Origin of the sequence: Desulfosarcina widdelii, from assembly GCF_009688965.1 — a bacterium.
Lineage (GTDB): Bacteria > Desulfobacterota > Desulfobacteria > Desulfobacterales > Desulfosarcinaceae > Desulfosarcina > Desulfosarcina widdelii.
This window is the reverse complement of record NZ_AP021875.1, coordinates 5,129,933-5,143,987: the sequence shown is the minus strand read 5'-3', so window position 1 is coordinate 5,143,987 and position 14,055 is coordinate 5,129,933. Positions and strand designations below refer to the sequence as shown.

General features: G+C 56.9%; 13 protein-coding genes. 4 read left to right on the top strand and 9 right to left on the bottom strand.

Annotation, left to right across the window (positions count from 1 at the left end; translation table 11 throughout):
- Nucleotides 1-9 precede the first annotated feature (9 nt).
- The 7 genes from nadA to GN111_RS23570 form a co-directional block, all read right to left on the bottom strand.
- A complete protein-coding gene (nadA, locus tag GN111_RS23600) occupies nt 10-906 on the bottom strand; it encodes a quinolinate synthase NadA (RefSeq protein ID WP_155306114.1) in 897 nt (298 codons plus the stop codon).
- A 12-nt stretch (nt 907-918) separates the two neighbouring features.
- Nucleotides 919-1,611, bottom strand: a complete 693-nt coding sequence (gene lolA, locus GN111_RS23595; protein ID WP_170302431.1) for an outer membrane lipoprotein periplasmic chaperone LolA — start codon at nt 1,609-1,611, stop codon at nt 919-921.
- Between the two features lie 155 nt (nt 1,612-1,766).
- Nucleotides 1,767-2,684: a hypothetical protein gene (locus GN111_RS23590; RefSeq protein WP_155306112.1), complete on the bottom strand. Its 918-nt coding sequence runs from the start codon at nt 2,682-2,684 to the stop codon at nt 1,767-1,769.
- A gap of 78 nt (nt 2,685-2,762) precedes the next feature.
- Complete coding sequence (locus GN111_RS23585) at nt 2,763-3,080, bottom strand: Hpt domain-containing protein (protein ID WP_155306111.1); 318 nt, start codon at nt 3,078-3,080, stop codon at nt 2,763-2,765.
- Nucleotides 3,077-5,152, bottom strand: a complete 2,076-nt coding sequence (locus GN111_RS23580; protein ID WP_155306110.1) for a response regulator — start codon at nt 5,150-5,152, stop codon at nt 3,077-3,079. The genes GN111_RS23585 and GN111_RS23580 overlap by 4 nt, the downstream gene beginning before the upstream one ends.
- A 301-nt stretch (nt 5,153-5,453) precedes the next feature.
- The gene (locus GN111_RS23575) at nt 5,454-6,815 is read right to left on the bottom strand and encodes a sigma-54-dependent transcriptional regulator (RefSeq protein ID WP_155306109.1); all 1,362 of its coding nucleotides are present in this window, start codon (nt 6,813-6,815) and stop codon (nt 5,454-5,456) included.
- Nucleotides 6,815-8,557, bottom strand: coding sequence for an ATP-binding protein (locus tag GN111_RS23570; RefSeq protein ID WP_155306108.1), 1,743 nt, complete (start codon nt 8,555-8,557; stop codon nt 6,815-6,817). Before GN111_RS23570 ends, GN111_RS23575 begins: the two co-directional genes overlap by 1 nt.
- 349 nt (nt 8,558-8,906) lie before the next feature.
- Here GN111_RS23570 and GN111_RS23565 point away from each other — a divergent pair, with 349 nt between their 5' ends.
- The gene (locus GN111_RS23565; RefSeq protein WP_155306107.1) at nt 8,907-9,449 is read left to right on the top strand and encodes a Spy/CpxP family protein refolding chaperone; all 543 of its coding nucleotides are present in this window, start codon (nt 8,907-8,909) and stop codon (nt 9,447-9,449) included.
- Between the two features lie 126 nt (nt 9,450-9,575).
- Nucleotides 9,576-9,989, top strand: coding sequence for a YkgJ family cysteine cluster protein (locus tag GN111_RS23560; RefSeq protein ID WP_155306106.1), 414 nt, complete (start codon nt 9,576-9,578; stop codon nt 9,987-9,989).
- Nucleotides 9,990-10,091: 102 nt separating this feature from the next.
- Here GN111_RS23560 and GN111_RS23555 read toward each other — a convergent pair whose 3' ends face one another.
- On the bottom strand, nt 10,092-11,786 hold the full coding sequence (locus GN111_RS23555) for an acyl-CoA dehydrogenase family protein (protein WP_231715542.1): 1,695 nt from the start codon (nt 11,784-11,786) through the stop codon (nt 10,092-10,094).
- A gap of 407 nt (nt 11,787-12,193) precedes the next feature.
- Between GN111_RS23555 and sfsA the strand changes: the two genes are divergently transcribed.
- Nucleotides 12,194-12,925, top strand: a complete 732-nt coding sequence (sfsA, locus tag GN111_RS23550) for a DNA/RNA nuclease SfsA (RefSeq protein ID WP_155306105.1) — start codon at nt 12,194-12,196, stop codon at nt 12,923-12,925.
- Between the two features lie 118 nt (nt 12,926-13,043).
- The gene (locus GN111_RS23545; RefSeq protein WP_155306104.1) at nt 13,044-13,454 is read left to right on the top strand and encodes a response regulator; all 411 of its coding nucleotides are present in this window, start codon (nt 13,044-13,046) and stop codon (nt 13,452-13,454) included.
- A 48-nt stretch (nt 13,455-13,502) separates the two neighbouring features.
- Here GN111_RS23545 and ahbA read toward each other — a convergent pair whose 3' ends face one another.
- A complete protein-coding gene (ahbA, locus tag GN111_RS23540; RefSeq protein WP_231715541.1) occupies nt 13,503-13,961 on the bottom strand; it encodes a siroheme decarboxylase subunit alpha in 459 nt (152 codons plus the stop codon).
- Between the last annotated feature and the right edge of the window lie 94 nt (nt 13,962-14,055).

The following is a 14,055-nucleotide window of genomic DNA, read 5'->3' as shown; positions in this document are numbered from 1 at the left end:
AATGCTATATTAACGCGACAACGCGATCATTCTCTCCACCGCCGCCAGGGCCGGAACACGAATCTCCTCGGGGACCTTGACCTGGCCGGACATCTCTTGAAGGCAGGTGAGAATGTCCTTGGGGGTGATCACCTTCATGTCCGGGCAGATCATCTTGTCCGAGGCCGGGTAAAAGGTCTTGCCGGGATATTTTTGCGCCAGCGGGTAGATCAACCCCACCTCGGTTCCCACGATGAATTCGGTTGCATCGGACTCACCGGCAAAACGGATCATCCCCGACGTGCTCAAGGCGGCGTCGGCCATCTCTATCACTTCGGGCCGGCATTCGGGATGGGCCATGAACACGGCATCGGGATGGGCCTTCCGGACGGCCTCGACATCCGCCGCAGTCAGCCGATCATGAATGGGGCAGCAGCCGTCCCACAGGTGAATCTTCTTGTCGGTGCGTTTGGCGGTGTTGCGGGCCAGGTTGCGGTCCGGCGTCATGAGCAGTTCGTCGGCGTCCAGGCTTTCGACCACCTCGAGGGCGTTGGCCGATGTGCAGCAGATCGTGGACAGGGCCTTGACGGTGGCCGGGGAGTTCACGTAGGTCACCACGGGCATGTCGGGCAGTTCCCGCTTTCGGGCCTGCAATGCTTCGGCGGTGATCATGTCGGCCATGGGGCAGCCGGCTTCGCTGCGCGGCAGCAGCACGGTTTTGTCCGGAGAGAGAATCGAGGCGCTTTCGGCCATGAAATGGACGCCGCAGAAGACGATCACCTCGGCATCCGTGTCGGCCGCCCGGATGCTCAACTCCAGGGAATCGCCGCACATGTCGGCCAGATCCTGAATCTCGGGAGGTTGGTAGTTGTGGGCCAGCATGACGGCGTTGCGCTCTTTAAGCATTTTTCTAATGGCATCTTGCATCGGTCATTTCCTTCAGGGGTTCATTTGCAGCACTTCCGCCCCCTCCGGCACCTCAAACCGGAAAAGCTTCTCATCAGGCGGATCACTGAAATCAATGTTGCTCAACCGGATTCGGGTTTCGTCGCCGTAAACATTGAAGGTGGCGATTTCAACCAGATTGAAGGTCTTCCGGTCAAGATTCAGTTCCACCTCCATGAGGTCCACCGTGGAGCGATTGGGTACCAGTTTGAGGCGGTATTGTCCGGGCGCCGCATCCGGCATCAGCGAGATCTGGAACGATTCGCGGACCATCTTGATGTTGGAAAGAAATCCGGCGCCCTTGCCTTCTCCGAACAGCGCGGGGGCTTTGCCCACCAGGACCTGGTTTTCCTCGGGACGATAGACCCACAGGTCGTTGCCGTCGGTGATAATGGTCTGGGGATCGGGAACCAGGTACTCCCAGCGCATCTTGCCCGGCTGGCGGACCATCAGGCGGCCGGCAGCCGTGTCGGTGACCTCCATGGCCTTTAATATGGACTCCTGGTCGAAATCCGCTGTAAAACCGGGCACATTGTAGCGCTTTTCCACGCCGGCAAGGATCTTATCGATCACGGCCTCGTCGGCAGCAGACGCCCATCCGGGAACCGCCAGGCCGCATGCGATCAGCAGCAACGCAGCCGCGACCGTCACCATGATCAATCGTCCATCGCTTTTAAAGCTCTTCATGATTTCCTCTCTCATACCTGCCATGAATCCACTGGAAACCGCTCTCCGGTTTAGACTGAATGGCCGTTTCCGGTCCTTTCATAATAGGCATACCGATCCCGGTGAAGCGGTGCCGATCTGCGTATCTTATTTCATGCGGTTTGTAAATACGGGGATCAACGCAGCAGCCACTGAACGGCCGCCGCAGGATCGTCCAGATCCGGTCCCTGGCGCGGGGGCTCTTCCATGGCCGGTGCCATGGGCTCAGTTCTGCCGAACACGGAAAAACAGATCCGGTCGATCAGACCCATGCGGTGCAGCAGCACTTCCGGCGACTCGCGGGGCGGCTGAAAGCCCTGAAGCATGAGGGTTTCCATGTTGGATCGGCGCAACAGGGCCGTAAAACGCCGGGCCTGCTCCATCGCGCGAAAGCAGACCCGCTTGTAATCCACCAGCAGGTCGTACACCATGGCTGCCGATCCCTTCTTGTCCAGCAGCGCAAGGGCCAGATCCAGGCAGGCCGGATAATCGGGATGGCTGTCGTCCATGCGTTCGAAGAATCGGCACAGAAACGTCACCTGGCCGGCCGAAAACTGCATTCCGGCATTTCTGAGCCGTACGCGAACCACCGGCCCCATGACCGCCGACACCCCTTTGTCGATGGCCGCAGCCAGTCCGGCAGGCAACTGCCAGGTGATATTCAGCCGCTCCAGATAACGGGTTCTGATGAAGTCCGGCAACTGGATGCGGGTCAGCAGTCTGCCATCGGGTAATCGGATGAAGGGTTCGATGGTGATGGCCAGCAGGCTTTCCAGGATCGTCCGTTCGTCTTCGGCCGAATACCGTCCGGACGCCAGAATCGGCTCCAGGTCGATCTGAACCATTCGATCCGGATAAAAGATCAGGTCCAGCAGCGTGTCCCGTTCGCTGTCTTCGTCATCGGCGAGAAAGGCGCTGAGGCGGTCGGGTTCAGGAGTGAACAGCGCGGCGTCGACATAATCCAGGATCTCGTCGTTAAGAGCCCCTCCCTTTTTCAGGGCATCGACGATCCGTGAGAACAGAGCTTGCTGCGATGGGGCCAATGCGGGTGTCATGGTCGCACCCTAACACCGGACCGGAAGGCTTGTCGAGGTTGATTTGTGGCCGGAATATCAGAAAAAAACGGTCACCGGTCAGCCCTGGAGACTCCGAGCGATATTTGCGAAGCCCTCCTCAAGGGCGTTCAGGTCGTCGGACAAGTTGTCCAGCCGACCGTCATCGGCGGCCAGTTCGATCCTCTTGGCCGTTTCGTGCAGTTTCATGAGTCTCATATTGCCGGAGGACCCGCACAAGGTATGCGCCCTTCTGGACACTGTTTCGGCATCCCCGGCATCCAGAGCGGTTTTCAACTGGCTCAAATCGGCCTGACCCGTTTCCATGAAAAGCTCGATCAATTCGCGGTAATCTTCTTCTTCCAGACCGAGTTCTTCTGCCAACTCTTGGAAATTCATGCCGCCTCCTTGTTGAATATATTCTTTTCGATAATGGCGAATACCGCCTCGCGTTTGATAGGTTTGGTGATATAGTCGTTCATGCCCACTTCCAGGCACATCTCCCGGTCGCCTTTCATGGCGTGGGCGGTCATGGCGATAATGGGCACGTCTTCGAAGCCTTTCTGGCGGATGGTCTGGGTGGCTTCCTTACCATCCATTTCCGGCATCTGGACATCCATGAAAATCAGATCGAAAGCGTCCGGATCGGCGGAATATTTCTCCACTGCCTCGATCCCGTTATTGGCCACCTCCACCTGATACCCGGCCTTGCCCAGCATCAGTTTGGCCAATTTCTGGTTGACCAGGTTGTCTTCCGCCAAAAGAATACGCACCGAATGCTTGAGGTCTTCCCGTACGGAATACTGGGTATGAATTTTCTTGCCCTTTTTATCGGATGACGATCGGGCGGGCTTGTCCTTGTCCCCCAGCACCCGCCCCACCATCTGCAATAGTTTCTCGCGCCGGGCCGGCTTGCTCAAAAAGCCGTTGAACCCCGCCTTTTCGCATTTCTGGGCATCACGCTCCAGGGAACTGGAAAGCGCGATCAGGGGCAGCGCAGAGAAAGGGGCATCCGAAGACCGGATCTCGGCGGCAACCTTGAAGCCGTCGGTGTCCGGCATGAGAATATCGGAAATACAAAGGTCGAAAGACACCTTTTCCTCCAGGGCGGCATGCAGCGCCGGCAGTACTTCGTCTCCCCGGTGCACACAGACCGCCTGCATGCCGGCCACCTCCAGAATCTGTTTGAGAATTTTCGCATTGGCGACATTGTCGTCCACCACCAGGACGCGCTTTTGCTTGAGCGATACCGGCGCCATCCATCGGGACTCGGTTTCGTCACCTTTTTTAAGCCAGGCGGTAAAATGAAAGCGACTGCCCACGCCAGGAGTACTTTCCACCCAGACGTCGCCCCCCATAAGGTTGGAGATCTGCTTGCAAATGGAAAGGCCCAGGCCGGTGCCTCCATATTTGCGGGTCGTGGAGCCATCGGCCTGCTGAAAAGGTTCGAAAATCGTGGCCTGCTTGTTTTCGGGGATGCCGATACCCGTGTCCCGGATCGTGGCGTGCAGCTTGACGGCTTCATCGGTCTCTTCGTCCAGGTCCATGGACAGCTCGATTTCGCCGGATTCGGTGAATTTGGGCGCATTGCCCAGCAGGTTGGTGATGACCTGGCGGAAACGCAGCGGATCGCCATTGACCATGGCAGGGATGTTGTCGTCAATCCGGCATAGCAGTTCAACCGGCTGTTTACCAATTTTCGGCCGGACCAGGTCACAGACGTCGTAAGCCAGCAGTTCGGGATCGAATTCGATCTCCTCGAAATCCAGCTCGCCGGATTCGATTTTGGAAAAATCGAGGATGTCGTTAATCAGGGAAAGCAGCGCCGTACCGCTGCGTTTGATCGTCTGCGTATAATCGATTTGAATGTCGTCAAGCTCGGTGTCCATGAGCAGATCGGTAAAGCCGATCACCCCGTTCATGGGGGTCCGGATCTCGTGGCTCATGTTGGCCAGAAACTGGCTCTTGGCCATGTTGGCACTCTCGGCCGCCTCCTTGGCCTTTTTAAACTCCTCCTCGGCCGTTTTACGCTCGGTAATGTCTTCCACGGTTCCGGTATACCGACTTCCTGCATCGGAAAATACCGGCTGCGAATGCACATGGACCCATCGGCGGTCGCCGTCCGGACGGACGATGCGGCAGTCCATGGAAAAGGTATCCATTTCCGTGATGGCATGTTCCCATCGTCCGGATACGGCCTCCTTATCCTCTTCGTGCAAAAACTCGCGCCAATCTCGGGTCAGGCTGTCCACCAGGCTGATGCCGAAAATCTCCTGAAAGCTGGTATTGGTATACAGGCAGCTGCCCTGCTCGTCGATCTCGAAGACGCCGATATGGATCGTTTCTGAAATCACCCGGAAGCGCTCTTCGCTGTCCTGGCTCTCTTCGCGTGCCTGGCGGTAGCGCTTGTTCTCGTCCTCCAGAGCCTTGTTTTTCTTTACCAGTTCAAGGATGGTTGCAGCACTGGGCATAGGGCGTTCTCATCTATTTGCGCATCGCCCGATAAGGGGCAATTGTTGTCTATCGAAAAAATTGGGCGAACCGTCGCAAGAAAGTGGTCCGCCCCGAATCCATCACAACTCCAATCCACTGAAATTCCGTCTTAAGCGTTTGACTCTATATCGGCCGCCACCCCCCTTGACTTTAATTTTGCCGGATCGAGGGTGCGGCCTCAAAAGATTTTGTATTAATATGGATATCGGAAGGTTAGAAAGGAAGGCGTTTCCTGCCGGCAATAAATTCGGTAAAAATCGATAGGGCTGTATCGGCAGGTTAACTCAAATCGTAGCGTTTGAGTTTTTCCCGCAATGTCTTGCGGGTGATGCCCAGACGCCGGGCCGCTTCGCTCTTGTTCCCTCCGGCCGACGCCAGGGTGCTGACGATGGCCTCGCGCTCAATCTGCTCCAGGGGCACATCGGCCGGGAACGCGCTGCTGGCAATCCTGTCGATCGACTCCGAAGCGGGGGCCAACATGGCAAAATCCTCTTCTACGAGACAGTCCGACGCGGCCAGCACCACCGCGCGCTCGATGGTGTTCATCAATTCGCGTACGTTTCCGGGCCAGGTATGCCGAATCAGCATGTCCATGGCCCGAGGGGCGAAACGATCGACTTTCTTGCGGTTTTTTTCTGCAAAACGTTTGAGAAAATGGGTGGCCAGTAGGGGTATGTCTTCCCGGCGCTCCCGCAAGGGCGGCGTTTTGAGTTCGACGACATTCAGGCGGTAGAAAAGGTCTCCCCGAAATTCGCCGTCCTCGACCATTTGGGCCAGGTTCCGGTTGGTGGCCACGATCAGCCGGACATCCACGGGCAGCACCTGCTCGCCGCCCACCCGGGTCAGTTCCCGCTCCTGGAGCACCCGAAGCAGTTTCACCTGCATAGCAACGGGCATCTCGCCGACTTCATCCAGAAACAGGCTGCCGCCGTTGGCCTGAACGAACCGGCCCTCCCTGCGGCGTTCCGCCCCGGTAAAGGCGCCCTTTTCATGGCCGAAAAGCTCGGATTCCAGCAATGTCTCGGTAATGGCGGCACAATTGACCTTGACAAAGGGACCCTCTTTTCTGGGGCTGTTGTGGTGGATGGCCGCGGCAACCAGCTCCTTTCCGGTTCCCGATTCGCCGGTGATCATCACCGTGGCCTCGGAGGCGGCCACCTGCGCCGACGTGGCCATCAGGCGCATCATTAACGGGCTGCTGCCGATGATGTCCGACGACTGGAATTCTCCCTCCAGCCGCTCTTTGAGCGCACGATTCTCATTTTTGAGGCGGATGTGCTCCAACGCCCGATCCATGGTCAGTTTCAGCTTTTCGAAGTCCAGTGGTTTGGTCAGGTAGTCGTAAGCCCCTTTTTTGAGGGCATCCACTGCCATCTCGATGGACGCGTAAGCTGTCATCAAGACGATGGGAATGGCCGGGTTGATGCTCTTGATCCTCTCCAGGGCCTCGATTCCGGATACCCGTACCATGTGGATATCCATCAGGACCAGGTCCACGGCCTGGTCGCCCACGGCGGCAACGGCGGATTCTCCGTCATCGGCCTCTATAATCTCGTATCCCCAGCCTCCCACCAGGGTATGCAGCATGGTGCGATGGGCGCTGTCGTCATCCACGACCATCACCCGATACGGTCTGGTCATTATGCCTCCATGTTCTCCGGCAGGGTGATGGAAACCGTGGTTCCTTCCCCGGAACGGCTCTTTACCCGGATTTCTCCGTTGTGGGCCTTGACGATGTTGTGAACGATGGCCAGCCCCAGCCCGGTACCGGTCTTCTTGGTGGAAAAGTAGGGTTCGAAAATATGGGGCCGATCATCGGGGTCGATGCCCTTGCCCGTGTCGGCGACGGTGAGCTGCAAGCCGTTTTTCCCGACACCCGCCGCGCTGACGTGCAGGGTTCCGCCCTCCGGCATCGCATCCAGGGCGTTGAGCAGCAGGTTAAGGACCACCTGTCGCATCTTGTCAGCGTCCATGGTCGCATGAAGGGTCGCATCGGAGAGATTCGGTATCAACTCTACATTGGCTTCTTTGCTCTGCTGCGCCACCAGTTGGATGGCGTCTTCGAGAAGCGGTTTTACGGCCACCGACTGGCAAACAAGCCGAAGCGGGCGCGCGAATTCCAAAAGCTGACCCACCACCCGGTTCAGGCGGTCCACCTCCTGGATCATAATGGCGGCAATCTCCTGATCCTTTTCCTCCTGCCGGTATTTCTCCTTGAAATAGGTGGCAAAGCCCTTGATCGAACTCAAGGGATTGCGGATTTCGTGGGCCACGCCGGCGGCCAGGCGGCCCACCGACGCCAGACGCCTGTTTTTTTCCAATTCCAGGCGCAGGGTGCGGATCTCGCTGAGGTCCTTGAAAAGGATGACTCTGCCGAAACGTTCGCCGCTGTCATCGGTCAGGGTGGCGGCATTCACGTCCAGGGGAATCTGACGGCCGTCAGCCACCGGGCAGACCACCTCCCGTTGCACCGGCTCGTCGGTATCGTCGAGGGGATTCAGCAATTCCGCCGGAATCACCCTGTCCGCGGGCTGGCCGACAGCCTCGTCCGCATCCAGCCCCAGGGTGGCCCGGGCCACCGAATTGACGGCAGTCACCCGGTTGTCCCGGTCCAGGGCCACCAGGCCGATGGGCATCCGGGTCACCAGGTTGTCCGAAAAAGCCTGCACCCGCACCAGGGATGTCCGCGCCGAGCGATAGTTCTGGGCCAGCAAAAGCAGGAGCACTCCGGCGCATCCCGCCAGAAGCAGCACGGCGGCCATTACGATGGTGTGCCGGGTGTCGGCGGCGCGGGCCGCATCCACCGAATCGGTGCGAAGCCCCACGAAAATGACCATTTCCGGCGGGGTCGGCAGATCGGTGATCATCTCCCCACGTCCCATCCTGTGGCTGCGCCGCATCCATACCGGCGGTCTGGCCAAGGGAGCGAACCGGCCGAACACTTCGAACACCCCGCTGCCATCCTCCGAAACGCCCTGTCGCGACCTCAGCGCGGCGGAAGCATGAATGGCTGGCAGATCCAAGTCGGAACCGTAGCTGGAGCCCACCTTGTCTATCTGGCTGTGGGCGATAACCACGCCGTCGGTACGGACCACCAACAGATAGGCGATGTCGGGTTGGGCGGCGGTCTCGGCCAAAAGGCGCTGCAGCTTGAAGTCGCGGCCATGGCCGCCATGCATGCCCATGCGCGTTCCGGCCTCGAATGAACGGATCAGGGCGGCCCCCTTTTCCATTAAAAGCTGCGTGCTCTGACGTTTCTGACGATTGAGGGTCTCTATCGTCATCATGGCCACAACGGGCAAAAGGACCGCAAGAGCGCCCAGCACGATCCAGGGCGAAAAGCCGGATAGAAACGGTCTATAGGATGCTTTGTCTTTCATCATTTTGAAATAATATACAAAAATGCTGCCAAAAAAACGATTTCCCGGCAGCGGCCCGGCCGGCGGCCGCCGATATCGGTCCGGTGATCCGGCGGCTGAAGAAAAGTGGCACTTTTTTACCCGGTCCTGGCGCCCACAGTGGGTCCCTTCTACCCGCCCGGTTCGACCGGCACCAAGATGTTCACGTTCGGCAAACCCGGCACCATCGTTATTATCACCTTTGGATTGAATAAGTTACGATTTTTTTGACCCAATGGCAATCGAATTTGGCATCGGCCTTGCTCATACAGGCTGTCGAAAGAGAAAACAAGCGGTTCAATAACCTCATATCACCAAACGAAAGGAGTTCACCATGAGAACCATTAAATCCAAAGCCGTTATCGCAGGTCTGGCCGCCGTTGCCGTGATTACCATGGGAAGCACCGCCATTGCAGGCAAAGGATACCGTCAGGATGGCCAGCGCGGAGGAGAATACGGACAGCAGTATCGTGATGGTGGTTGCCGGTATGCGGACCGGAACCCCAATCTGACCCCCGAACAGCGCGAACAATTGGACGCCGAGCGGAAAGCATTTTTCGAAGGTACCCAAAAGGCCCGTCAGGATCTTCGCGCCAAGCGGTTGGCCTTGAGATCGGAAATCGCCAAAAGCGAGTTGGATATCAACGCAGCCAAGGGACTGCAAAAAGAAATCTCCAAAATGCAGGCCGATCTTGACTTGAAGCGGCTGGACCACATTGTGAACGTTCGTAAAATCGATCCCGATGCCGGCCGCGGCTTTTTCGGAAAGGGCTGGGGCAATGGGCATCGCGGATCCGGGCACCACTTCGGCAAGGGCCGCGGGATGGGAATGGGAGACGGTCCCGCAGACTGTCCCCATAACCAGACCGACAATTAAACCGGGTCAACGGAACCAATAGATGCAAAGCGCCGGGCGGCAACCGCCCGGCGCTTTCTTTTTATTGGCGCTGAGGCCATCGAGCTGCTATGGTTTGTCTCCCTTGCTGACGGAGATTCATTATCGATGAACGAACTGGATCAGCATCGCTATTTTTTCGATTCCGGGATCCGTTTTCAATGCCAGCGCTGCGGCGCCTGCTGTACCGGTGCGCCCGGTGTCATCCGGGTCACCGATGAGGAGGCAAAGGCTATTGCCGATTTCTTAGGCCTGCCGGTTCAGGAAGCCATCGACACCTTTTTGTACCCCTGGGAAAACGGACACAGCATCCGGGAGGATGGCGACGGCCGCTGCCTTTTTTACGATGAAGGCTGCCGGATCTACCCGGTGCGGCCCCGGCAATGCCGCACCTTCCCTTTCTGGACCGCCATCCTGCGTTCCCAAACCCGCTGGGATTCCATCCGCAGAGATTGCCCGGGGATCGGCAAAGGGTACTTGTATAAGAAATGTGAGATTCTGGATATTCTGGAAGGCAAGTAAACGACAGCGGCCGGTCCATTCATTGGCTAAGCGGCAACCCATTGGGTTCGCAGGGGCGAAAAATTTTTCACCCCTACCCTGCCTTTGTGCCACGCTTGAACTTTAGTCGTTCATCCGGTAGACCCCTTTAAGGGCATATACCTGCTCCTCCCAAATGCGGTTGAAGCGCTGCGGGTTGGCCACCGGTTTCTTGATCATGCGCATACAGATCTCCATCTGCTTGGCTGTGCTGCTGGTCTTGCTGTAAAGCTGCAGGGCAAACTTGGAGAAATCCCGCACCATGAAATCGAAAATCTGGTCCATCAGATCGTCGCCCACCTTTTCGATACCCGCCTTTTCGATGAGCAACTGGCCATAGGCTACAAGGGTGAACAACTCTCCCAAATTGAGCAGAAAATCGATGTCCTTGGCCTGCTCCTTGTCCGGGGCGGCCGTCATCAGCAGTTCAACCAGCAGGGCGATCTGCTCCCGAAATACGCCGATGTTGGGAAGGTCCAGGCTCTTGTAAGCAATGTTATAATCGTGGAATTGAATTTGGCCCAACCCGCGGGTGGGGCCCTGGTTGAACAGGAAATCGTCGTTGACGGCGGCATCGACTTTTCCGATCTCCGGGAACTGACCGGGATTGAAAAAGTAGTTGGCCATGAACTTGATGATCAGGGCCATATTGACATGCACCGTACCTTCCAGCTTGGGCAGGGCGCGGATGTCCCGGGCCGCCATCTCGAAATAGGTGTCCTTTTCGAATCCTTTGGCTGCAATCACGTCCCAAAGCAGGTTGATCACCTCCTCGCCCTGGGTGGTCACCTTCATCTTCACCATGGGGTTGTAAAGCAGATAACGCCGGTCCTCGGCCGAGGCGCTGCGCATGTAATCAGCCGCCCGCGTGGCGAACATCCGCATGGCGCACAGCCGGGCATAGGCATCCACGAACAATTGACGGATATGGGGGAAATCGGTCACGTAATGTTTGAACAGGTAGCGGCCGGCGGCGTGGTCAATGGCTTCGTAAAAGGCGTGGGTGCAGATCCCGATGGAGGCCCATCCCAGGTTGTACTTGCCGACATTGATGGTGTTCAAAGACGAATCCCAAGCCCGGCTGCCCGTAGTGAGGATGTCGCCATCGGTAATGGGATAGCCTTGCAGAGCGTATTCGGAGACGTACATCTGGGAATTGACCACGTTCTGGACGCATTCGTAATTCTCATGCTGGGAATCCACCACGAAAAAGACATATTCGTCGGTTTCGGAATTTTTGGCGAACGTAGAGACCAGGGCCGCCTTGTTGCCGTTGCCGATGTAATATTTGCCGCCGTCGGCCCGGTACTGGCCGTCGCCCATGGGCGTCAGGGCCATATCGCTGGCGTACAGATCGGCCCCGTGCGTTTTCTCCGAAAGACCGAAAGCGAAGATGCCGCCCTCTTCCAGCAGCCTGGCAGTTTTGTTTTTGACCGCCTCGTTGTCGCCCATCCAGATGGGGCCCAGTCCCAAAATGGTCACCTGCCAGGTGTACCAGTAGGAAAGGCTGTAAAAGCCCAGGATCTCATTGAAATCCATGTTGCGGAAGGTATCCCACCGGCAGTTCTCTTTACCATAAGCGGTAGGCGTCAGCAGATCGGAAAAAATCTTTTCCTTCTTGACGAACTGCAAAAAATCGTCGTACCAGACCCGTTCGTGGTCGTCTTCCTTGAGCTTTCGCTTTCCCTTGGTTTCGAAAAAGTCGATGGTTTTCTGCATGATTTCCCTGGACCGTTCATCCAGGTGGTCGAAGGATGCCTGTTTCGGATTGAACAGCATGATTGCCCTCCTTATAACGTTTTTGGCCGTCAATGCTTCCCCGACGGGCCACCGGCTATGTTGTCAACGTTAACATCGTCCCTATCCTATCCAAATCGGGTCTGTCAATGGATTCCTGTTCAAACGCTTCATCTTCTGTTACCTAAGCAGGCGTTTCGCTTTTTTCGAGAAACAGAGGAAAGCCATTATTTCATGGTGTTATTCGAGGTTTTTTTCTCTCAAAAGGCGAAAACCTCCGGGATTACCGATCTGATTGTACCGTTGGCCGCATCTTCGGCGTCAGCCGCCACGGCGCATAGCCCACGATAGCGCCACGGCGGCTGCCTTGAATCTGCGGCAAGCTCGACAATCGCCTGCTTTAGGTGCTATTTTCCAGCGGCATCGATCACAACAGCACTGGAGGAACAATGGCGAGAGGTGAAATTGACGCCAAAGGAATTATTGCATGGCCCCAGCTGATCCGTGGAACGCTGGTCCGGCGCTACAAACGTTTTCTGGCCGATGTCCGCCTGGAAACCGGGGAGATCGTGACCGCCCACTGTCCCAATTCGGGCAGCATGAAGGCCTGCTGTGAGCCGGGGCGACCGGTATTCCTTTCCCATCACGACAACCCCAAGCGCAAACTCGCCTATACCTGGGAGCTGATCCACATGCCCGATTCGCTGGTGGGGGTCAACACCCAGATCCCCAACCGGCTCACCGCCCATGCCATCGCGTCGGGAGACGTGGCGGAACTGGCTGGGTACGAAGCGCTCAAACGCGAAGTGAAAGTGGGCGAACACTCGCGCATCGACATTCGGCTGGATTCCTCGAACCGCCGGCCCTGCTATGTGGAGGTGAAAAACTGCACGCTGGTGAACGAAGCGGTGGCCACCTTTCCCGATGCTGTGACGGTGCGGGGACAAAAACACCTTTTGGAACTGCAGGAACTGGTGGCCGCCGGATTTCGCTGCGCCATGTTTTTTCTGATTCAGCGCATGGATGCCCGCACATTCGCCCCTGCCGACGATATCGATGCCGAATACGGTAAAAAACTGCGCCAGGCCATGCAAAATGGCGTAGAAGTCCTGGTCTACGATGTTTGCATCGATCTTACCGGCATCCGGCTGAGAAGTCGTGTGCCCTGCGAGTTTTCTTGATTGGGTTTCGTTCTACGGGAGCGCTAATAAAAATAGATTTGAATTTCTTTGTTACATAAACTAATATAAATATTTTAATGGTAATCGAAAACTACGCAAAGCATTCGAGGGAACAACCATGAATACCGATGCAAGCAGCCAATCACAGCAAACCGACAGCCAAACGGTGCTTCTGGTCGACGATGAGCAGATGGTGCTGGAGGTGGGCAAGGCGATTCTCCAGCGACTGGGACACGAGGTCGTCACGGCGGAAAGCGGTGAGGAGGCCCTGGAAAAATTCGATCACCATCAAGATGCCATCGGATGTGTGGTGCTGGACCTGACCATGCCTGGGATGGACGGCAAAGAGACCTTCAGCAGGCTTCGCGACCTGGCTCCCGGTTTGCCGATCATCATCTCCAGCGGCCTCTCCGCCGAGCAGGTGTCCGCGCAATTCGAAGACGGTCCGACAACCGCCTTCATCCAAAAACCCTACCAGGTAGCCGAACTTTCATCCACCATCCAGAGTATTCTCAAAAAAAATGCCTGACGAATCGGTGTTCATCCTTAAAGGTGATTGCTTTTGAAAAGTCGTCTTTTATAGGTCGAACTTCGCCTTGATCTTGAATACCCGTGTCGCCGGCAGGTTTAAAATTCTGCTGACCCCCGTTTTGCGGGCAATACGAACCAGATTCTCCCGGATCACCTCCATGGAAGGGGCAATGAAGGTGAACCAGACGTTAAACGAATTTTCCCGCAGATAATTGTGGGTCACCCCGGGAAACGCGTTCACCGCACGGGCAAAGGCCTCGACATCCTTTTCCGGTACCCGGGCGGCACACAGGGTGCTGACAAACCCTACCTTGCCGGGCACGAAATTTCCACCGATCCTGCGGATAATTCCGCTTTCCTTTAGGCGGGACACCCGCTTGAGTACCTCCGCCTCCGTGGTGCCCAACTCTTCGGCGATGACCGCAAACGGTTTGGATGTCAGCGGGAAGCGCGTTTGAATGCGATTCAAAATCGTTTTGTCCAGTTTGTCCATCTGTGTACTCATGGCGGCAGCGACCTTTCCTTGGTTCGCATTCTATTCCCTATTTTCCTTTTAAACAGCGCCGGTGGTTTACGTAAGGGCACGGCGCGCCGTGCCC

What these genes read in the sequence shown, in the direction of transcription:
- GN111_RS23580 (WP_155306110.1), bottom strand. Translation starts at nt 5,152, where the DNA reads ATGCCCAGTGCTGCAACCATCCTTGAACTGGTAAAGAAAAACAAGGCT.
- ahbA (WP_231715541.1), bottom strand. Translation starts at nt 13,961, where the DNA reads ATGAGTACACAGATGGACAAACTGGACAAAACGATTTTGAATCGCATT.
- GN111_RS23565 (WP_155306107.1), top strand. Translation starts at nt 8,907, where the DNA reads ATGAGAACCATTAAATCCAAAGCCGTTATCGCAGGTCTGGCCGCCGTT.
- GN111_RS23590 (WP_155306112.1), bottom strand. Translation starts at nt 2,684, where the DNA reads ATGACACCCGCATTGGCCCCATCGCAGCAAGCTCTGTTCTCACGGATC.
- sfsA (WP_155306105.1), top strand. Translation starts at nt 12,194, where the DNA reads ATGGCGAGAGGTGAAATTGACGCCAAAGGAATTATTGCATGGCCCCAG.
- GN111_RS23555 (WP_231715542.1), bottom strand. Translation starts at nt 11,786, where the DNA reads ATGCTGTTCAATCCGAAACAGGCATCCTTCGACCACCTGGATGAACGG.
- lolA (WP_170302431.1), bottom strand. Translation starts at nt 1,611, where the DNA reads ATGAAGAGCTTTAAAAGCGATGGACGATTGATCATGGTGACGGTCGCG.
- GN111_RS23545 (WP_155306104.1), top strand. Translation starts at nt 13,044, where the DNA reads ATGAATACCGATGCAAGCAGCCAATCACAGCAAACCGACAGCCAAACG.
- GN111_RS23575 (WP_155306109.1), bottom strand. Translation starts at nt 6,815, where the DNA reads ATGACCAGACCGTATCGGGTGATGGTCGTGGATGACGACAGCGCCCAT.
- GN111_RS23570 (WP_155306108.1), bottom strand. Translation starts at nt 8,557, where the DNA reads ATGATGAAAGACAAAGCATCCTATAGACCGTTTCTATCCGGCTTTTCG.
- GN111_RS23560 (WP_155306106.1), top strand. Translation starts at nt 9,576, where the DNA reads ATGAACGAACTGGATCAGCATCGCTATTTTTTCGATTCCGGGATCCGT.
- GN111_RS23585 (WP_155306111.1), bottom strand. Translation starts at nt 3,080, where the DNA reads ATGAATTTCCAAGAGTTGGCAGAAGAACTCGGTCTGGAAGAAGAAGAT.
- nadA (WP_155306114.1), bottom strand. Translation starts at nt 906, where the DNA reads ATGCAAGATGCCATTAGAAAAATGCTTAAAGAGCGCAACGCCGTCATG.